This window comes from Streptomyces sp. NPDC059524 (assembly GCF_042749255.1).
Lineage (GTDB): Bacteria > Actinomycetota > Actinomycetes > Streptomycetales > Streptomycetaceae > Streptomyces > Streptomyces xanthii.
In genome coordinates this window covers 1-19,649 of record NZ_JBHYTK010000151.1, presented here as the reverse complement: position 1 = coordinate 19,649, position 19,649 = coordinate 1, and the positions used below count along the sequence as shown (strand labels likewise).

General features: G+C 72.3%; 18 protein-coding genes. 12 read left to right on the top strand and 6 right to left on the bottom strand.

Going from position 1 to position 19,649, the window contains the following annotated elements:
- Nucleotides 1–114 precede the first annotated feature (114 nt).
- Nucleotides 115–1,353, bottom strand: coding sequence for a glycosyltransferase 87 family protein (locus ACFW9D_RS31095; protein ID WP_384627397.1), 1,239 nt, complete (start codon nt 1,351–1,353; stop codon nt 115–117).
- A gap of 92 nt (nt 1,354–1,445) precedes the next feature.
- Here ACFW9D_RS31095 and ACFW9D_RS31090 point away from each other — a divergent pair, with 92 nt between their 5' ends.
- Complete coding sequence (locus ACFW9D_RS31090; protein WP_384627394.1) at nt 1,446–2,588, top strand: glycosyltransferase family 4 protein; 1,143 nt, start codon at nt 1,446–1,448, stop codon at nt 2,586–2,588.
- A 228-nt stretch (nt 2,589–2,816) separates the two neighbouring features.
- Here the strand turns inward: ACFW9D_RS31090 and ACFW9D_RS31085 are convergent, their stop codons facing one another.
- A complete protein-coding gene (locus tag ACFW9D_RS31085; protein WP_188339370.1) occupies nt 2,817–4,613 on the bottom strand; it encodes a long-chain fatty acid--CoA ligase in 1,797 nt (598 codons plus the stop codon).
- 284 nt (nt 4,614–4,897) lie between these two features.
- Here ACFW9D_RS31085 and ACFW9D_RS31080 point away from each other — a divergent pair, with 284 nt between their 5' ends.
- The 6 genes from ACFW9D_RS31080 (at nt 4,898) to ACFW9D_RS31055 (ending at nt 9,810) form a co-directional block, all read left to right on the top strand.
- Nucleotides 4,898–5,659 carry a metallophosphoesterase gene (locus tag ACFW9D_RS31080; RefSeq protein WP_188339371.1) on the top strand — a complete coding sequence of 254 codons (762 nt, stop codon included), beginning with the start codon at nt 4,898–4,900 and terminating at the stop codon, nt 5,657–5,659.
- Between the two features lie 103 nt (nt 5,660–5,762).
- A complete protein-coding gene (locus tag ACFW9D_RS31075) occupies nt 5,763–6,197 on the top strand; it encodes an SRPBCC family protein (RefSeq protein WP_188339372.1) in 435 nt (144 codons plus the stop codon).
- Nucleotides 6,198–6,314: 117 nt separating this feature from the next.
- Nucleotides 6,315–7,409 carry an ArsA family ATPase gene (locus ACFW9D_RS31070; RefSeq protein WP_384627390.1) on the top strand — a complete coding sequence of 365 codons (1,095 nt, stop codon included), beginning with the start codon at nt 6,315–6,317 and terminating at the stop codon, nt 7,407–7,409.
- A gap of 68 nt (nt 7,410–7,477) precedes the next feature.
- Nucleotides 7,478–7,948, top strand: a complete 471-nt coding sequence (locus ACFW9D_RS31065) for a DUF5304 domain-containing protein (RefSeq protein WP_188339374.1) — start codon at nt 7,478–7,480, stop codon at nt 7,946–7,948.
- Nucleotides 7,949–8,001: 53 nt separating this feature from the next.
- Nucleotides 8,002–8,955 carry an ROK family glucokinase gene (locus ACFW9D_RS31060; protein ID WP_188339375.1) on the top strand — a complete coding sequence of 318 codons (954 nt, stop codon included), beginning with the start codon at nt 8,002–8,004 and terminating at the stop codon, nt 8,953–8,955.
- A gap of 69 nt (nt 8,956–9,024) precedes the next feature.
- A complete protein-coding gene (locus tag ACFW9D_RS31055; protein WP_384627385.1) occupies nt 9,025–9,810 on the top strand; it encodes an endonuclease/exonuclease/phosphatase family protein in 786 nt (261 codons plus the stop codon).
- On the opposite strand, the gene ACFW9D_RS31050 is transcribed toward ACFW9D_RS31055, so the two are convergent.
- The 3 genes from ACFW9D_RS31050 to ACFW9D_RS31040 form a co-directional block, all read right to left on the bottom strand.
- Nucleotides 9,795–10,427: a dihydrofolate reductase family protein gene (locus tag ACFW9D_RS31050; protein WP_384627382.1), complete on the bottom strand. Its 633-nt coding sequence runs from the start codon at nt 10,425–10,427 to the stop codon at nt 9,795–9,797. The genes ACFW9D_RS31055 and ACFW9D_RS31050 overlap by 16 nt on opposite strands.
- Before the next feature lie 73 nt (nt 10,428–10,500).
- Nucleotides 10,501–11,157: a hypothetical protein gene (locus ACFW9D_RS31045; protein WP_384627379.1), complete on the bottom strand. Its 657-nt coding sequence runs from the start codon at nt 11,155–11,157 to the stop codon at nt 10,501–10,503.
- Nucleotides 11,150–11,959: an alpha/beta hydrolase gene (locus ACFW9D_RS31040; protein WP_384627400.1), complete on the bottom strand. Its 810-nt coding sequence runs from the start codon at nt 11,957–11,959 to the stop codon at nt 11,150–11,152. The genes ACFW9D_RS31045 and ACFW9D_RS31040 overlap by 8 nt, the downstream gene beginning before the upstream one ends.
- 227 nt (nt 11,960–12,186) lie before the next feature.
- Here ACFW9D_RS31040 and ACFW9D_RS31035 point away from each other — a divergent pair, with 227 nt between their 5' ends.
- The 4 genes from ACFW9D_RS31035 to ACFW9D_RS31020 all read left to right on the top strand — a co-directional run bounded on the left by ACFW9D_RS31035 (nt 12,187) and on the right by ACFW9D_RS31020 (nt 16,068).
- On the top strand, nt 12,187–12,936 hold the full coding sequence (locus ACFW9D_RS31035) for a 1-acyl-sn-glycerol-3-phosphate acyltransferase (protein ID WP_223206440.1): 750 nt from the start codon (nt 12,187–12,189) through the stop codon (nt 12,934–12,936).
- Between the two features lie 35 nt (nt 12,937–12,971).
- Nucleotides 12,972–14,261, top strand: a complete 1,290-nt coding sequence (gene macS, locus ACFW9D_RS31030; RefSeq protein ID WP_188339378.1) for a MacS family sensor histidine kinase — start codon at nt 12,972–12,974, stop codon at nt 14,259–14,261.
- A 41-nt stretch (nt 14,262–14,302) separates the two neighbouring features.
- A complete protein-coding gene (locus ACFW9D_RS31025; protein WP_188339379.1) occupies nt 14,303–14,995 on the top strand; it encodes a response regulator transcription factor in 693 nt (230 codons plus the stop codon).
- A 62-nt stretch (nt 14,996–15,057) separates the two neighbouring features.
- The gene (locus tag ACFW9D_RS31020) at nt 15,058–16,068 is read left to right on the top strand and encodes a 2-hydroxyacid dehydrogenase (RefSeq protein ID WP_384627374.1); all 1,011 of its coding nucleotides are present in this window, start codon (nt 15,058–15,060) and stop codon (nt 16,066–16,068) included.
- Here ACFW9D_RS31020 and ACFW9D_RS31015 read toward each other — a convergent pair.
- Complete coding sequence (locus ACFW9D_RS31015; protein ID WP_384627372.1) at nt 16,017–17,900, bottom strand: anthranilate synthase family protein; 1,884 nt, start codon at nt 17,898–17,900, stop codon at nt 16,017–16,019. The two genes, ACFW9D_RS31020 and ACFW9D_RS31015, sit on opposite strands and share 52 nt — an antisense overlap.
- A 268-nt stretch (nt 17,901–18,168) precedes the next feature.
- On the opposite strand from ACFW9D_RS31015, the gene ACFW9D_RS31010 reads away from it, so the two are divergent.
- Nucleotides 18,169–19,521 (top strand): class II 3-deoxy-7-phosphoheptulonate synthase, encoded by a 1,353-nt coding sequence (locus ACFW9D_RS31010; RefSeq protein WP_188339381.1) that lies wholly within the window; start codon nt 18,169–18,171, stop codon nt 19,519–19,521.
- Nucleotides 19,522–19,649: the final 128 nt, after the last annotated feature.

Here is a 19,649-nt window from a genome sequence, read left to right as displayed (position 1 = left end):
GGTCGCGCAGTTCCCCGCGCCCCTGAAATGCACGCCCTTCGGGCGGCATTTCCCCGATGCGGGGCTGTGACATCAGCGGCTGCGCCGCGGGGCGCGACCAGCCCCCACCGGCCGTCAGACAGGCAGCGCGCGGTCATCGGCAGGCTCGGCCGGGACCGCGGCGTGCTCGGCGCGGCGGGGCTCGGTCACCGTCGCGCGCCACAGGCGGCGGCACGCCAGCAGCGTCGCCGCCACCAGCAGGCCGTTGCGGACCACCATCAGGGCCAGGCCCAGCGAGTCGCTCGCCACCACGTGCCCGAACCAGACCGGGAACTCCAGGAACGTCACGGCCGACGCCACGAGCACCAGCCACACCGGCAGCGCCATCCTGCTCTCCCGGAACAGCAGGCACACCGCCGCGACCCCGACCAGCCACACCATGTACTGCGGGCTGATCACCCGGCTCGTCGTCGTGAACAGCAGCACCGCCGTCAGCCCCGCGTCCGCGAACGTCGACGAGGACCCGGCCCGCGCCCGCAGCCGCCACAGCACCAGCCAGCCGAACGCCAGCGCCGTCAGCCCCTGCGCCAGCGCGCTCACCAGATCCACGTGCGGGCCCAGGAACTCCACCGAGCCGTAGTTCAGCTGCACCGACCCGGACCAGCCGAAACGCCGCGCCACATGGAACACGAGCGCCCCGAGCGACTCGACCTCCGTACCCCGGTCCCGCTGGAACGTCAGGAACGCGAAAGCCCCCGGCATCGACACGGCCGACACCAGCGCGAGCACCCCCGCCGTCAGCGCCGCCGCGCCCCACGTCGCCCGGGTGGCCCGGCCGCGCCGCGTGCCGGTCAGCAGCAGCACCGGCCACACCTTGAGCATCGCCCCGATCCCGGTCAGCACCCCCGCCGCCCGCGGATGCCGCGCCATCGCCAGCAGCGCCGCGACGGCGACCGCGGTGACCATCACGTCGTAGCGCGCGTACACCGTCTGCCCGAGCAGCGGCAGGCCCACGACCCACACCCACACCCCGCGCCGGGCCTTGCCCTGCCGCTCGGACACGTACAGGAGCATGAAGAAGACCGCCGCGTCCGCGAGAAACGCCAGGAGGAAGAACGCCGAGGCGTACTCAAGGAACGGCAGCAGGCCGGGGGAGAGGATCGCGACCGCGGCGGCCGGCGGGTACTGCCAGGTCACGTCGTCCAGCGGAAACGTTCCGGTGCGCAGGACGTCGAACCAGCCCTGGTAGATCACCGACACATCGCTGGTCACGTCCGGGCCGGGCACCGTCACGACCTTGAAGACGCACAGCAGCAGAAGGGTCCTGGTCAAGGCCCAGACGACGAGCAGCGATGTGGGGGTTCGCGTCTTCATTCGAGTCATCATGCCCGCCGCTCCCGCGCCCTGGCCACGGACCCCCACGGCGTGCCGTGCTCCGCTTCACCGGTTCGGTACTGTCTGCCACGATGCACAAGACCCTGATCGTGACCAACGACTTCCCGCCCCGCCCCGGCGGCATCCAGGCCTTCCTGCACAACATGGCGCTGCGCCTGGACCCCGAACAGCTCGTCGTCTACGCGTCCACGTGGAAGCGGAGCCGGGAGGGCGTCGAGGCGACCGAGGCCTTCGACGCCGAGCAGCCCTTCACCGTCGTGCGCGACCGTACGACGATGCTGCTGCCGACCCCGCGCGTGACCCGCCGCGCGGTGGGCCTGCTTCAGGAACACGGCTGCACGAGCGTCTGGTTCGGGGCCGCCGCCCCGCTCGGCCTGATGGCGCCCGCGCTGCGCCGGGCCGGAGCGCGGCGCCTCGTCGCGACGACACACGGCCACGAGGCGGGCTGGGCCCAGCTGCCCGCCTCCCGCCAACTGCTGCGCCGCATCGGCGAGGGCACCGACACGATCACCTACCTCGGCGAGTACACGCGCTCCCGGATCGCCGCCGCGCTCACGCCCGAGGCCGCCGGCCGCATGGTCCAACTCCCGCCCGGCGTCGACGAGAAGACCTTCCACCCCGGCTCCGGCGGCGCCGAGATCCGGGCCCGGCTCGGGCTCAGCGACCGGCCCGTCGTCGTGTGCGTCTCGCGGCTCGTGCCGCGCAAGGGACAGGACACGCTGATCCTCGCCATGCCGCGCATCCTCACGGAGGTGCCGGACGCGGTGCTGCTGATCGTCGGCGGCGGGCCGTACGAGAAGGAGCTGCGGCGGCTCGCGCGGGAGACGGGCGTCGCGGACTCGGTGGTCTTCACGGGGGCCGTGCCGTGGAGCGAACTGCCGGCGCACTACGGGGCCGGGGACGTGTTCGCCATGCCGTGCCGGACGCGGCGCGGGGGGCTCGACGTCGAGGGGCTCGGCATCGTCTACCTGGAGGCCTCCGCGACCGGGCTGCCCGTCGTCGCCGGGGACTCCGGCGGGGCGCCGGACGCGGTGCTCGACGGGGAGACCGGGTGGGTCGTGCGGGGCGGGTCCCCCGAGGCTGCGGCGGATCGTATTGTGCCGCTCCTTCTGGACCCGGAGCTTCGGTCCCGGATGGGGGAGCGGGGGCGCGCCTGGGTCGAGGAGAAGTGGCGCTGGGATCTGCTGGCGGAGCGCCTGCGGGGGTTGTTGTAGGGGTACGTCGGCGTCTGCGGCCCGGTGGGGGCTGGTCGCGCAGTTCCCCGCGCCCCTGGAAGGCTGCGGCTTCGCCGCGCCTTCCCCCGATGACAGGCACCCGGCGCCTTGATCGGGGAAATGCGCCCGAAGGGCATGCATTACAGGGGCGCGGGGAACTGCGCGAGCAACCACGACGAAGCGGGCACTCGCCGACCGGCAAGTACCCGCAACGGCGCGAAGGCGCGCTCAGCCCCGGTAGATCGCCTCGATCTCCTCGGCGTAATCCTTCGCCACAACATTCCGCTTGAGCTTCAGCGAGGGCGTGAGATGCCCCGAGTCCTCGGTGAACTGCGCACCCAGGATGCGGAACTTGCGGACCGACTCCGCCTTGGACACCGCCGCGTTCCCGTCGTCCACCGCGCTCTGGATCGCCGCGAGCAGATCCGCGTCACCCTGGAGGGACGCCACGCTGGCGCCGGCCGGCTTCCCGTGGTCCTCGGCCCACTTGCCGAGGAACTCCTCGTCGATCGTGACGAGCGCGCCGACGAACGGCCGCCCGTCGCCGACGACCATGCACTCGGCGACCAGCGCGTGCGCGCGGATGCGGTCCTCGATGACGGCCGGGGCGACGTTCTTGCCGCCCGCCGTCACGATGATCTCCTTCTTGCGGCCGGTGATCCGCAGGTACCCGTCCTCGTCCAGCGTGCCGATGTCGCCGGTGTGGAACCACCCGTCGGCCAGGGCCTCTTCGGTCGCGCCCTCGTTGTTCCAGTACCCCGTGAACAGGTGCTCGCCGTGCAGCAGCACCTCGCCGTCGTCGGCGATCCGCACGACCGAGCCGGGCAGCGGCTGGCCGACCGTGCCGATCTTCTGGCGGTCCCACGGGTTGAAGGCGGTCGCGGCGCAGGACTCGGTCAGGCCGTAGCCCTCCAGGACCGTGAAGCCGATGCCGCGGAAGAAGTGGCCGAGCCGCTCGCCGAGCGGGGCGCCACCGGAGATCGCGTACTCGCCGCGCCCGCCGAGCACCGCGCGCAGCTTGCTGTAGACGAGCTTGTCGAACGTCTTGTACTTGAGCTTGAGGGCCAGCGACGGGCCCTTGGGGGTGTCGAGCGCGCGGCTGTACTCGATCGCCGTGTCCGCGGCCTTGTCGAAGATCTTGCCCTTGCCGTCGGCCTGCGCCTTGGCCCGCGCCGAGTTGTAGACCTTCTCGAAGACGCGCGGCACACCCAGGATCAACGTCGGCCGGAACGCGGCGAGTTCATCGGTGAGGTGCTTGATGTCGGGCGCGTGACCCAGCTTGATCGGGGCCATCAGCGAGGCGACCTCGACCAGCCGGCCGAAGACGTGCGCGACGGGCAGGAAGAGCAGGACCGAACACTCGCCGGTGCGGAACAGCGGCTTCAGACGCTCCACCACGTTGCCGCACTCCGCGAAGAAGCTGCGGTGCGTGAGCACACAGCCCTTGGGGCGGCCGGTCGTGCCGGAGGTGTAGACGATCGTGGCCGGGTCGTCGGCCTTGGCGATGGCGCTGCGCTCGTCGACGGCGGAGTCGGGCAGCTCGGCGCCGGACCGGTTCAGCTCCTCGACGCCGCCGGCGTCGATCTGCCACACGTGCCGCAGCTCGGGCAGGCTGTCGCGCACGGAGGCGACGGCCGCGGCGTGCGCGTCCGACTCGACGAGGATCGCGACGGCACCGGAGTCGCCGAGGATCCACTGGATCTGCTCGGCGGAGCTGGTCTCGTACACGGGGACGGTGATCGCACCCGCGCTCCAGATCGCGAAGTCGAGCAGGGTCCACTCGTAGCGGGTGCGGGACATCAGGCCGACCCGGTCACCGGCCTGGACGCCGGCGGCGATGAGGCCCTTGGCGGCGGCCCGCACCTCGGCCAGGAACTGGACGGACGTCACGTCCTGCCAGGTGCCGCCGATCTTGCGGCCGATGACGGCGACGTCCGGATGCTGCGCGGCGTTTCTGCGGACGATGTCGGTCAGATTGCCGTCGGCAGGGACCTCGTACAAAGCCGGAAGGCTGAACTCGCGCAAGACTGCTGCTCCTCATAGGGCGCCGGCGCCACGACTCTGTGTGCTGCGTCGGTACGGTCCAAGATCGGGCAGGTGCTCATCATTGTTGAACTGAGCACGACTGGACTGCCCGGACGTTACCCATCAGTACAGCCACTTCGGTAGGGGGTCCAGGCCAGATGTTCGCTGCGTCACACGTCGCGGCGGTGCTTTCCGCAGGGTAGTCCACCCCTTTGCGAACCAGGAAGTCGCCGCAGGTCCGGCGGCCTCTACCCACCTCGGGGCGGGCGTCCTAGGGTGATCGCATGCGCGTACATGTGGTCAGCGATGTGCACGGAAACTCCACCGACCTCGCACGAGCCGGCGACGGAGCCGACGCCCTCCTCTGCCTCGGCGACCTGGTCCTCTTCCTGGACTACGCCGATCACTCGCGCGGCATTTTTCCCGATCTGTTCGGAGTCGAGAACGCGGACCGCCTCGTCGAGCTTCGCACCGCCCGCCGCTTCGAGGAGGCGCACGCCTTCGGCGCGAAGCTCTGGGCCGGCGTCGACCGTTTCCCCGCCATCGAGAAAGCGGTGCGCAAGCAGTACGCCGAGATGTTCCCGGCGTTCCCCACTCCGACGTACGCCACCTACGGCAACGTCGACATCCCGGGGCTGTGGAGCGAGTACGCGGGACCGGGCACGACCGTGCTCGACGGGCAGCGGGCCGAGATCGGCGGCTGGACCTTCGGCTTCGTCGGCGGCGGCCTGCGCACCCCGATGCGGACGCCCTTCGAGGTCGACGACGAGGAGTACGCGGCGAAGATCGAGGCCGTCGGAGAGGTCGACGTCCTGTGCACGCACATCCCGCCGGAGGTCCCCGAGCTCGTCTACGACACGGTCGCGCGCCGCTTCGAACGGGGCAGCCGCGCGCTCCTCGACGCCATCCGCAGGACCCGGCCCCGCTACTCCCTCTTCGGCCACGTCCACCAGCCGCTCACCCGGCGCATGCGCATCGGCTCCACCGAGTGCGTGAACGTCGGCCACTTCGCCCGGGGCGGGCGGCCCTGGGCCCTCGAATGGTGATGCCGGAGCGGTGACGTCGGGGCCGCCCGCGCGCGATAGCCTGCTCGCGCACACATACGTAGGCACGGCCGACCCCTGACCGTTATCTGGAGGAGCCACGGCGATGGCGGAACACACCAGTTCGAGCATCACGATCGAGGCGGCGCCGGCCGACGTCATGGGCGTGATCGCCGACTTCGCGCGGTATCCGGACTGGACGGGCGAGGTGAAGGAGGCCGAGGTCCTGGAGACCGACGACTCCGGGCGCGCCGAGCAGGTCCGGCTCGTCATGGACGCGGGTGCGATCAAGGACGACCAGACGCTCAAGTACACGTGGACGGGCGAGAACGAGGTCTCCTGGACGCTCGTGAAGTCCCAGATGCTCCGCTCCCTGGACGGCTCCTACGTGCTCCGGCCCGCCGGCGCGGGTACGGAGGTCACGTACTCCCTGACGGTCGACGTGAAGATCCCCATGCTCGGGATGATCAAGCGCAAGGCGGAGAAGGTCATCATCGACCGCGCGCTGGCCGGCCTGAAGAAGCGGGTCGAGACCAAGTAGTCGGGCCCCCTCGGGGGCCTGCCGATGCAAGCCCCCCGGCGTTGCCGGTTGCCGTTGCGCCGCCGGTCGCACCGGGAGGTGCCGTCCGGCGGCCCAGGGGCGGGTAGCCTCGCGGGCATGCGGACTCTCCTTGTTGCCGGGCCCGGTGGGGCCGGGCGGACCACGGTCGCTGTCAGTACGGTCCGACGGGCCGTGCGCGACGGGCTGCGGGTCCTGCTGGTCACCGGCGACGAGGTCCCGGACGTGCCCGGGGCCGAGACCAAGCGGCTCATACCGGCCGAGGAGTTCCGCGACGACCTGCTCGCCCTCCAGGACCGGGCCGGCGGCGTGCTCGACATGGTCGGCGCCGCACGGCTCGACGCCGACGAACTGACCCCGCTGCCGGGCAGCACCGAGCTCGCGCTGCTGAGGGCCCTGCGCGACAGCGCCGGCGGACCCCACGACCTGGTCGTCGTCGACCTTCCCGCCGGGCCGGACGCCGTCTCCGTGCTCGCCCTGCCCGAGCAGCTGCGCCGCTACCTGCGCCGCCTGCTCCCCGCGGAGCGCCAGGCGGCCCGCGCCCTGCGCCCCGTCCTCGGCCGCCTCGCGGGAGTGCCGATGCCCGCGGAGTGGCTCTACGAGACCGCCGCCCGCTGGGACGCCGAGCTCGCCGCAGCCCAGTCCGTCATCGACGCCGACGGCACCGCCGTACGGCTCGTCGCCGAGCCCACCAAGGCCGCCGCCGAGAGCCTGCGCCTCACCCGCACCGGACTCGCCCTGCACGGCCTGCCCGTCGAGGCCGTCCTCGCCAACCGCGTCCTGCCCGACGGCTCCACCGACCCCTGGCTCGCCGACGCCGCCGCCCACCAGCGCAAGATCGTCGCCGGGTGGCCGGACGCGCACGAGATCCCCCACCTGGGGTGCGACGCCGACGCCGGGCTCGACGTGCCGGCGCCCGGCGAGGCCGCCCCCCGCGCCGAGTGGCCCGTCGAGGACCGGATCGCCGAGGACGGCGTGCTGGTCTGGCGGATCCCCCTGCCCGGCGCCGTCCGCGAGGAGCTCACCCTGATCCGGCGCGGTGACGAACTCGTCGTCGGCGCCGGACCGTTCCGCCGCATCGTGCCGCTGCCCTCCGCGCCCCGCCGCTGCACCGTCGCGGGCGCCGGACTCGTCGACGGCGAACTGTGCGTACGGTTCGCGCCGGATCCCGGGCTGTGGCCGCGGACCCCGTGAACCGCACGGCTCCGTTCGGGTACCGTCGAAGACACCACCACCTCAGCTCTCCGCAGGAGTCAGCCGCCATGAGCGACGCCACCGAGCAGCCCGCGCCCCAGGTCGACGCCGACGCCTGGGAGAAGGCGTGCGCCGAGGACCTCGCGGCGGAGAAGGCCCGCCGCCGCGCCCAGCAGGGCCCCCAGCCCGGCACCGCCGCCGAGGAGCTGAAGAAGCTCGTCGACGCCGTCGCCGACAAGCTCTCCGGGGTCCAGGCCCCCTTCCTGGGCGCCGTCGCCCAGGGCACCGCCGAGCAGGCCGTCAAGCAGGTCGTCAAGCAGGCACGGTCCGTCGTCGAGCCCGTCATAGAGCGCAACTCCGACGTGTTCGACCACCTCGCCGCCGCGGGCTCCGAGCTGCTCGCCGCGTACCGGTCCGCCGTCGAGGGCCAGGAGGCCCGCTGGACCCAGCGCACCCAGGAGCCGAAGGCCCCCGGCGGCCCCGCGCGGAAGGGCCCCGGGGACGAAGCCCCCGGCGGGGAACACATCGACCTCGACTGAACCCGGCTCGGGTACGGTGGGCCCTAGCGGGGCTCGACCGAACTGAGGGATTCATGGGACTCACCATCGGCGTCGACATCGGCGGCACGAAGATCGCGGCCGGCGTGGTCGACGAGGACGGCAACATCCTCTCCACGTTCAAGGTGCCGACGCCTTCCACGCCGGACGGGATCGTCGACGCCATCGCCTCGGCCGTGGAAGGCGCCCGGGCGGGACACGACATCGTGGGCGTGGGCATCGGTGCCGCCGGATACGTCAACCGCCAGCGCTCGACCGTGTACTTCGCGCCGAACATCGACTGGCGCCAGGAGCCGCTCAAGGCCAAGGTCGAGGAGCGCGTCGGCCTCCCGGTCGTGGTCGAGAACGACGCGAACGCGGCCGCCTGGGGCGAGTACAAGTTCGGCGCCGGCAAGGGCCACCGCAACGTCATCTGCATCACCCTCGGCACCGGCCTCGGCGGCGGCATCATCATCGGCAACAAGCTGCGCCGCGGCCACTTCGGCGTCGCCGCCGAGTTCGGCCACATCCGCATGGTGCCGGACGGACTGCTGTGCGGCTGCGGTTCGCAGGGCTGCTGGGAGCAGTACGCCTCCGGCCGCGCCCTCGTCCGCTACGCGAAGCAGCGGGCCAACGCCACGCCGGAGAACGCGGAGTTCCTGCTCTCGCTCGGCGACGGCACCCCCGACGGCATCGAGGGCAAGCACATCTCCATGGCCGCCCGGCAGGGCGACGCCGTGGCCGTCGACTCGTACCGCGAGCTGGCCCGCTGGGCCGGCGCCGGCCTCGCCGACCTGGCCTCGCTCTTCGACCCCTCCGCGTTCATCGTCGGCGGCGGCCTCTCCGACGAGGGCGAGCTGGTCCTCGACCCGATCCGCAAGTCGTACAAGCGCTGGCTGGTCGGCGGCAACTGGCGGCCCGTCGCCGACGTCATCGCCGCCCAACTGGGCAACAAGGCGGGCCTCGTCGGCGCCGCCGACCTGGCCCGGGAGCCCGACCCGGTCATGTGACCGGACCGCGTACGTGCCGGTGCCCGTCGTTCCCCCTGGGAGCGGCGGGCACCGTCGTATCTTGATCACATGCCGACCGACGCCACGACCAGCCCGCTGCCCAACTCCCGTACGGAACCCGACGGTTCCGCCGTGATCCGCGTCCTCAGCTACAACATCCGCTCCCTGCGCGACGACACTGCCGCGCTCGCCCGGGTCATCAAGGCCTGCGCCCCCGACCTCGTCCTCGTCCAGGAAGCGCCCCGCTTCTTTCGCTGGCGCAAGAAACTCGCCCGGCTCGCCCGCGCCGCCGACCTCGTCATCCTCTCCGGCGGCGGCAGCGCGGCCGGACCCGCGCTCCTGTGCTCCCTGCGCGCCACCGTCGAACGCACCGAGGACGTGCTGCTCCCGCTCACCCCGGGCCTGCACCGGCGCGGCCTCGCCACCGCCGTCGTCCGCTTCGGCGGCGCGCAGGGGCCACGCCTGGGCGTGGTCAGCTGCCATCTGAGCCTGCAGAAGGACGAGCGCTACGCGCAGGGCGGCATGCTGCTCGACGCGATCGCCGGGCTCCGCGTCGAGCACGTCGTCGCGGGCGGCGACCTCAACGAACGGCCCGGCGGGCGCACCTTCCGCCGGCTGACCGCGACCCTGAACGACGCCTGGGCGACCCGACCCTGGGGCGGCGAGTACACGTCGACGCCGCAGGACCCGCACCAGCGCATCGACGCCATCCTCACCACCCCGGGCATCGAGGTCCTCGGCTGCGGCGTCCCCGGCTTCCTCCACCCCGGCGACCTGCGTGCGGCGACCGACCACCTGCCGGTCCTCGCCGCGCTCCGGGTGCCGGCCACAGGGGGCGCTCAGCCGACGTCGTAGGTGAGATGCGTGGCCGTGGAGGTGGCGAGCACGCTCCGCCGCACCAGCGGACGCGGGACCGCGCCCGTGAACAGCGGGGTGCCGCCGCCGAGCAGGACGGGCGCGAGGTGCAGGGACAGGACGTCCACGAGCCCCGCGTCCAGCGCCGAGCGGATCGTCGCGGCGCCGCCCATCAGGACCACGTCGAGGTCCCGCCCGGCGGCCTGCGCGGCCGCCTCGGCGTGGGCCCGCGCGGCGGCCACGGCGTCGGTGATCCCGGTCGTGACGAAGGTCCAGTCGAGGTTCTTCAGGCGCACCGACTCCGGCGGCGCGCCGGTGACCACGACGAAGGCGGGCTTGCCGACCTCACCGGCCCCGTAGCCCACGTCCTCGTTCCAGCCGCCCGGCCCGTCGACCGTGTCGAAGAGACGGCGGCCCATGACGACGGCGCCCGAGCGCGCCGTCGTCTCGCTCAGCATCCGCCGGTCGTCCCGGTCCTCGGAGAAGGCCCAGGTGTGCAGGGCGTCGCCGCCCGTGCCCAGACCGCTCTCGGGACTCGGGTCCGGTCCGGTGACGTAGCCGTCGACGGAGACCGAGATGTCGGCCACGACCCGGGTGCGTGTCGTCTGTCCTGGCATGGGTGCTGTCATACCAGGACAGACCGGAGCCGGCCCGGGAACTCATCGCCCCCGCGCCGGCCGGGCGCCGCCGTCAGACGACCGCGCCGCGCCCCGGGTCGTCGTCCTCGTCGTCGCCCGGCTGCATCCGGGCCACCAGCGTGGCGAAACCGCCCAGGAAGCCGCCGATGCACAGCGTCGCCAGCCACCAGGTCATGTCCCAGCCGAGCAGCACGGACAGCAGGAGCAGCACCGGGCCGCCGACCACCGCGAGCCAAGCGAACTTCGACGTGACGTCGGCCTCCGGCAGCGGCGGCGGCTCCGGCGGCACGAAGTGGCCCTCGTCGTCGCCGTCGAGGTCGTCGTCGGACGGCTCGGCCGTCGCGTAGTCGCGCGGGCCGGGGGTCGCCGCGATGCCCGGGGCGAAGGACACCGAGGAGCCGAGCGGGCCCTTGGCGGCACGCTCCTCGTCCCCCCGGTCCCCGGCCTCGGGGCGGTCCTCCCGCCCGTTCGGCTCGAAGTCGGGCAGGGGCAGGTCCTTCATCGGCTTGAACGGCCTCGCACCCGGCGGGTCCGGCGGCTCCTGCCCGTACCCGGCGACGATCTCCGCCCACGCGGCGTCCTCGTCGGCGGGCAGCAGCGGGTCGCGCTCCGGGTCCGCGGCCGGCTGGTCGCCGCCCGCCGCCGCCCCGGAATCGCGGCTCTCGCCGCCGTCGGGGCTCTCCGGCTCCCGCCGCTCCTGCTCAGCCACCGCTGGCCGTCCCTTCCACACCCGTGTCCGCACCCGTGCCGGAGCCGTCGTCGGCGCCGTCCGCGAGCCGGTCGATGAAGGCGACGCTCTCCTCGAAGATCCGGTCCGCGTCATGGTCCAACGTCGCCACGTGGTAGCTCTGTTCCAGCAGGATCTCGGTGACGTCGCGCGAGGACACCCGGCCGAGCACCCGGGCCGAGTCGGCGGGCGGCACGACGTGGTCCTGCGGGCTGTGCAGCACCACGAGCGGCTGCGTGACCTGCGGGAGCTCGCGGTCGACCAGCCGGAAGAAGTTCCGCAGCTGGTGCGCGGCGTGCAGCGGGACCCGGTCGTAGGCGACCTCGACCGAGCCCTCCTTCGCGATGTCCGAGGCGATCCCCGGGATCGTGCGGACCAGGTGCCGGGCGACGGGCAGGGCGTGCGCGGCCGCGCCGTGCACCTTGTTCCCCGGATTGACGAGGACGAGGCCCGCCACCTTGTCCCCGTGCCGGGCCGCCAGGCGCAGCGCCAGCGCGCCGCCCATCGACAGGCCGCACACGAACACCTGCGAGCAGCGCTCGGACAGCTCCTCGAAGGCGCGGTCCACCTCCGCGTACCAGTCCTGCCAGCCCGTGATCGCGAGGTCCTCCCAGCGGGTGCCGTGCCCGGGCAGCAGCGGGAGCGAGACGGTCAGTCCGCGCGCGGCGAGATGCTCCGCCCAGGGCCGCATCGACTGGGGGGATCCGGTGAAGCCGTGACAGAGGAGGACGCCTACCTCGCCGCCTTCGTGGCGGTACGGCTCGGCTCCAGGGAGGACCGGCACCTTCGGTCTCCTGTTCATGGAAGGAGTGACAACGGGGAGAGGTGACACAGCGTGGAGTACGCGCACTACGACGTGCACTTCACCGTACGCGACCGGACCGACACCGACCAGGGTCGTCGGCGTCCGGGGGCGGCCTCGCGGGTTAAGGTCTGATCCTCGGACTGATCTCGGACTGATCCGTGGGCCGATCCGGCACGAGTCCGGGAACGAGGGAAGGCAGTGGGTTGATCTACGGCGCAATGAAGGTGGCCATCGGGGGGCCGCTGAAGCTCGGTTTCCGGCCGTGGGTGGAGGGCCTGGAGAACATCCCCGCCGAGGGCCCCGCGATCCTCGCCAGCAACCACCTGTCCTTCTCGGACTCGTTCTTCCTGCCGGCCGTCCTCGACCGCAAGGTCACCTTCATCGCCAAGGCCGAGTACTTCACGACGCCCGGCGTGAAGGGCAAGCTCACGGCCGCCTTCTTCAAGGGCGTCGGCCAGCTGCCCGTGGACCGCTCCGGTTCGCGCGGCGCCGGCGAGGCCGCCATCAAGAGCGGCATCGAGGTCCTGGAGCGCGGCGAGCTCTTCGGCATCTACCCCGAGGGCACCCGTTCGCCCGACGGCCGCCTCTACCGCGGCAAGCCGGGCGGCCTCGCGCGCGTGGCGCTGGCCACCGGTGCGCCCGTCATCCCCGTCGCCATGATCGACACGGAGAAGATCCAGCCCCCGGGCAAGGTCCTCCCCAAGCTCATGCGCCCCGGCATCCGCATCGGCAAGCCCCTCGACTTCCGCCGCTACCAGGGCATGGAGGGCGATCGCTTCGTCCTGCGCGCGGTCACCGACGAGGTCATGTACGAGATCATGAAGCTCTCCGGCCAGGAGTACGTCGACATGTACGCGACCGCCGCCAAGCGGCAGATCGCGGACGCGGAGAAGGCCGAGAAGGAAGCCAAGAAGGCGCTCGAGAAGGAGCGCGAGAAGGAGCGGGGCGGCTCGTAGCCGCGCCGTCGCTTTCTCGGACAGTGGTGGGGGAGATGGGCAACAGCGCGAACACGGTCCGGCGCGAGCGCGTCGTCCGCATGTCGGTCGAACAGCCGCTGTGGCGCGCCCTCATGGGGTACCGCGTCCTGACCATGCTGTACGCGATCGGGCTCTTCGCCTCCGCGTACGAGGTCTACGAGCGGCCCTGGGTCGCCATCGGCTACTTCGTCGTCCTGGTCGTCTGGACGCTGGCGACGCTGCCCCAGGTCTCCGGCGCCAGGCGCTGCACCAAGCGCTTCCTGACCGCCGACCTGACCGTCGCCGTCGTCGGCATCCTGCTCTCCCCGGTCGCCGGGCACGACCGCGCGGTCACCGGCGGCTCCACCCTGCCGTCGATCTGGACGGCGGGCGCCGTCCTCGCCTGGGCCCTCAAGGGCGGCTGGCGCTGGGCGGCCTCCGCGTCCGTCCTCATCGGCGTGGCCAACGTGATCCAGCGCGGCGCCTTCAGCCGCAGCACGATCCACAACGTCCTGCTGGTCTGCATCGCCTCGATAGCGATCGGCTACGTCGTCGAGGTGGCCCGCGCCTCCGAGCGCACCCTCGCCCGCGCCCTGGAGATCGAGGCGGCGACCCGCGAGCGCGAGCGACTCGCCCGCGACATCCACGACAGCGTCCTTCAGGTCCTCGCCATGGTCCAGCGGCGCGGCTCCGCCCTGGGCGGCGAGGCCGCCGAGCTGGGCCGGCTCGCGGGGGAGCAGGAGATCGCGCTGCGCACCCTCGTCGCGGGCGGCCTCACCCCCACGTCCCGGGTCTCCGAGGACGCCGCGCAGGGCGCCGTCGTACGGGCCCTCGACGACCCCGCCGCCCCCGAGGACCCCGCCGACACCGGGGAGCCCCGCGATCTGCGGCCGCTGCTCGCCGGGCACGCGGGCGCCCGCGTCACGTTCTCCGAACCGGGCACCCCGGTCCTGCTGGCCCCGGCCGCCGCGCGCGAACTGGCGGCGGCCGTCAGCGCGGCCCTGGACAATGTGCGGCGGCACGCCGGTGAGGACGCGCACGCCTGGATCCTCGTCGAGGACGAGCCCGACGCGGTCGTCGTGACCGTACGGGACGACGGCCCCGGCATCCCGGAGGGCCGGCTCGCGCAGGCCGAGGGGGAGGGGCGGCTCGGCGTCGCCCAGTCCATCCGCGGCCGGCTGCGCGACATCGGCGGCACCGCCGAACTGATCTCGGTCCCCGGCCAGGGCACCGAGGTCGAGCTGACCGTGCCGAAGCAGCCCGCACCCAAGCTGCTCGCGCCGAAGACGCTCGTACCGAAAAAGCTCGTACCGAAGAAGAAGTGAACCGGAACGTGAACGTCACGGGGGAAGGCAGGACCGCAGCGATGAGCGAAGAGCAGAACCAGGCGGACGGGGCCGCGATCAAGGTCATGGTGGTCGACGACCACCCGATGTGGCGCGACGCCGTCGCCCGCGACCTGGCCGAGTCCGGCTTCGACGTCGTCGCCACCGCGGGCGACGGCGAGCAGGCGGTGCGGCGCGCCCGCGCGGCCGGTCCCGACGTGCTCGTCCTCGACCTGAACCTGCCGGCCAAGCCCGGCGTCCAGGTCTGCAAGGAGCTCGTGGGCGCCGACCCGAAGCTGCGGGTCCTCGTGCTGTCCGCGAGCGGGGAGCACGCGGACGTCCTGGAGGCCGTCAAGTCCGGCGCCACCGGCTACCTGCTCAAGTCGGCCTCCACCGAGGAGCTCGTCGACGCCGTGCGCCGCACCGCCGTCGGCGACCCGGTCTTCACCCCGGGCCTCGCGGGCCTGGTCCTCGGCGAGTACCGCCGCCTCGCCTCCGAGCCGGCGCCCGCCGCGGGCGCCGACGAGCCGAAGGCGCCGCAGCTCACCGAGCGCGAGACCGAGGTGCTGCGCCTCGTCGCCAAGGGGCTGAGCTACAAGCAGATCGCCGAGCGCCTCGTCATCTCCCACCGCACGGTCCAGAACCACGTCCAGAACACCCTGGGCAAGCTCCAGCTCCACAACAGGGTCGAGCTCGTGCGCTACGCGATCGAGCGGGGCCTGGACGACGCCTGACGCCGAGGACCGCTTCGGCCGCCCGCCGAGCCGAAGCGGCCCCGCGACCCTAGGATCCAGCCATGGAGATCCTCGCCTTCGGTGTGCAGTCCGACGAAAAGCCCCTCATCGAGAAGGCGTTCGAGGCCCACCAGGACGATCACTACGAGGTCCGGTGCCTGGACGTGTTCCTCAACGAGGACACCGCGCCCATCGCCGCCGGCTACGAGATCATCTCCACCAGCGTCAACGCGAACCTGAACAACCACGTCCTGCAGACCCTCGCGGCCGGCGGCACGCAGATGATCGCCCAGCGCTCGACGGGCTTCAACAACATCGACCTGGGCGTCGCCGAGCGCCTCGGCCTCACCGTCGCCCGGGTCTCGTCGTACTCGCCGTACTCGGTCGCCGAGTTCGCCTGGACCCTCGCGATGGCCGTCAACCGCCGCATCGTCCGCGCCAGCAACCGCACCCGCGACTTCGACTTCCGGCTCGACGGGCTCATGGGCCGCGACCTGCGCGGCCGCACCGTCGGCATCCTCGGCACCGGCAAGATCGGCGCCGCGTTCACCCGGATCGCCCACGGCTTCGGCATGAACCTGCTCGGCTGGGACGTCGCCGAGAACCCGGAGTGCCTGGAGCTCGGCATGAAGTACGTCGACAAGGAGCGGCTCTTCGCCGAGGCCGACCTGATCAGCCTGCACGTCCCGCTGCTCCCCGCCACCGAGCACATCGTCGACGCGGCCGCGCTGCGCACCATGAAGGACGACGCGATCCTGGTGAACTCCAGCCGCGGCGGCCTGATCGACTCCAAGGCCCTCGTCGCCGAGCTGCGCGAGGGCCGCTTCACGGGCGTCGGCCTCGACGTGTACGAGGCCGAGGCGGGCCTGTTCTTCCTCGACAAGTCCCTCGACGTCGTCGAGGACGACACCCTGGCCCGCCTCGTCACCTTCCCGAACGTGCTGGTCACGTCCCACCAGGCGTACTACACGTCGGACGCCGTCGGCCAGATCATCGCCACCACCGTGCACAACGTCCTGGACTACCGGGCGGGCCGCCGCTCCGAGAACGTGCTGGTCCCCGCCGCCACCTGAGCGAGCAGCTCCCGCACGATCCCCGCCCCGCGCAGCGACAGCACCGACTCCGGGTGGAACTGCACGCCCGCGAAGCCAGGCCCCCGTACCGCGTGCACCTCACCCGTACGGGCGTCCCGGCTGACCTCCACGCCGTGCGCGGCCAGCTCCTGCGCCGCCTCGTCGTCGCAGCGCGCCACGAAGCTGTTGTAGAAGCCGACCGTCTCGGTCCGGCCGAACAGGTCGACCTCGACCTGGGCGCCCTGGTACGGGACCTCCTTGCGCACGAGGTCCAGGCCCAGCTCCACCGCGAGCAGCTCGTGCCCGAGGCAGACGCCGAGCACCCCGTACCGGTGCTCCCGGATCACGTCGGCGGCCAGTGAGCGCAGGAAGCGCATCTTCGGGTCGGACGGGTCGGCGGGGTCGCCCGGACCCGGACCCAGCACGATCGGCCCCTCGTGCGCGAGGACCGCCTCCCGCAGCCCCTCCTCGTCGTAGCGCCGCACCGTCACGTCGAGCCCCGACGAGCGCAGCACGTGCGCCAGCATCGCGGTGAACGTGTCCTCGCCGTCGACCACCAGCGCGTGCCCGGACAGTTCCCCGGACCGCTGCTGCATCCGCAGCCAGAACGGCGCGAGGGCCGCCCGGCGCCCGTCGAGCGCCGCCCGCACCCGCGGGTCCTCGGCCAGTGCCGGGCGCGTGCCCTCCGTACGCGGCCGCCCGGGCCGTACGCCGAGAGCCGCGAGCACCCCGGCCGCCTTGGCGTGCGTCTCCGCGACCTCGCCCGCCGGGTCCGAGCCCCGTACGAGCGTCGCGCCGACCGGCACCCGCAGCCGTCCGGTCGCGGCCTCGATGTCCGCGGTGCGGATCAGGATGGGGGAGTCGAGCGTCTGCGCCCCGCCCGCGTCCCGTCCGACCAGCGCGAGCGCTCCCGCGTAGTAGCCGCGGCCGCCGGACTCGTACCGCTCGATGACCCGGCAGGCGTTCTGCACCGGCGAGCCGGTGACGGTCGCGGCGAACATCGTCTCCTTGAGGACGTCCCGCACGTCGAGCGTCGACTTCCCGCGCAGCTCGTACTCCGTGTGGGCGAGATGCGCCATCTCCTTCAGGCGCGGGCCGACGACGACGCCGCCCATGTCGCCGACGGTGCACATCATCTTGAGCTCCTCGTCGACGACCATCGACAGCTCCTCGATCTCCTTGCCGTCGGCGAGGAACTCCAGCAGGTCGTCCGGGGTCGGCCCGCCGGCCGGATAGCGGTACGTACCGCTGATCGGGTTCATCACGACGGTGCCGCCCGACATCCGCACATGCACCTCAGGGCTCGCCCCGACCAGCGTCCGCTCCCCGGTATGCACGACGAACGTCCAGTAGGCGCCCCGCTCGCCGTCGAGCAGCCGCCGGAAGAGGGCGAGCGCGTCGGCCCGCGAGAACCCGGGGATCTCGCCCTCGTACGTCCGCCGGATCACGAAGTTCGCGCCCTCGCCGCGCCCGATCTCGTCACGCAGCACCCGCCCGACGATCTCCGCGTACGTGTCGTCGTCCACGTCGAAGCCGCCGCCGCGCACGTCCACAGCGTGCCGGGGCAGCGTGTCGAGGGCCTCGGCCAGCGGGATCTCGTAGGACTCCCCGGGGCGCAGCACGGTCAGCGGGGTGCCGTCGTCGCGCACGTCGAAGCCGCGCTCGCGGATCTGGCGGAACGGGACGAGGGCGAGGCCCTCGGGGATGTCGGCCAGCCGCTCGTACGTGCCGACCTCGCCGATCAGGACCTCGACCACATCGTGGTCGCGGCCGGGGGTGCGGCGGCGCAGCAGGGCGAAGGGGCGGTCGTCGGTGAGCAGGTTCTCCAGCACGGTGTGTCCTTCCGGAGCGCTTCGAGAGAGCGTGGGATTCGGGAGGAACAGCCGGTGTCGGTGTCGGAAAACACTGAAGGCCGCCCCTCGGGCGGCCTTCGCGATGTCGGATACGCGCAGTCAGTGGGCCGCCGGATGTGCGGTCCACCACCAGGTGCGGTTCATGAGCTGCGCGAACATGGGGGCCACCGTATCAGCCCTTCGGACACCCGTCTCAAGGAATGAGCGGCGGAATGGACGACGGGCCCGAGGCCGTAATGTTGTCGAGGTGACCGTGAACGCTAAGACCAGCGCAAGCGCTGGCAACACCTGGCGAGACCTGCCCGCGGCGCAGCAGCCCGAGTACCCGGATGCCGAGGCTCTGCGCGATGTGATCGCCGAGCTCGAGACCTATCCGCCGCTGGTCTTCGCCGGCGAGTGCGACCAGCTGCGTGCCCGGATGGGAGCCGTCGCCCGTGGCGAGGCGTTCCTCCTCCAGGGCGGCGACTGCGCCGAGGCGTTCGACGCCGTCAGCGCGGATCACATCCGGGCGAAGCTCAAGACCCTCCTGCAGATGAGCGCCGTCCTCACGTACGCGGCCTCCGTGCCCGTCGTGAAGGTCGGCCGCATCGCCGGCCAGTACTCCAAGCCCCGCTCCAAGGGCACCGAGACCCGTGACGGCGTGACGCTCCCGACCTACCGCGGCGACTCCGTCAACGGCTTCGACTTCACCGAGGCCGCCCGCGTCCCGGACCCCGAGCGCCTGAAGCGGATGTACAACGCGTCCGCCTCCACGCTCAACCTGGTGCGCGCCTTCACCACCGGCGGCTACGCCGACCTGCGCCAGGTGCACGCCTGGAACCAGGACTTCGTGAAGTCGTCCCCGTCGGGCCAGCGCTACGAGCAGCTGGCGCGCGAGATCGACAACGCGCTGAACTTCATGCGCGCCTGCGGCACGGACCCGGCAGAGTTCCAGGCCGTCGAGTTCTACTCCTCGCACGAGGCCCTGCTGCTCGACTACGAGTCGGCCCTGACCCGTGTCGACTCGCGTACGGGCAGCCTGTACGACGTGTCGGCGCACATGGTCTGGATCGGTGAGCGCACGCGGCAGCTGGACCACGCGCACGTCGAGTTCGCCTCGAAGATCCGCAACCCGATCGGCATCAAGCTCGGCCCGACCACGACGGCCGAGGAGGCGCTGCAGTACGTCGAGCGCCTCGACCCGGACCGCGAGCCGGGCCGCCTGACCTTCATCGTCCGCATGGGCGCCGACAAGGTCCGGGACAAGCTGCCCGAGCTGGTCGAGAAGGTCACCGCGTCGGGTGCCGTCGTCGCCTGGGTCACCGACCCGATGCACGGCAACACCTTCGAGGCCGCCTCCGGCCACAAGACGCGCCGCTTCGACGACGTGCTCGACGAGGTCAAGGGCTTCTTCGAGGTCCACAAGGAGCTCGGCACCCACCCGGGCGGCATCCACGTCGAGCTCACCGGTGACGACGTCACCGAGTGCGTGGGCGGCGGCGACGAGATCTTCGTCGACGACCTGCACCAGCGCTACGAGACGGCCTGCGACCCGCGCCTCAACCGCAGCCAGTCCCTGGACCTGGCGTTCCTGGTGGCGGAGATGTACCGCCAGCAGTGACACAGCCGTAGCGAATGTAAACGCCGTGGGGGGGGGCCGAAAAAAAAAAAACGCCCCCCCCCCCAATTAGAGCCACCACCCCCCCCCCACACGATTTTTTAAACACAGACTACAACGAGGGGGGCCCA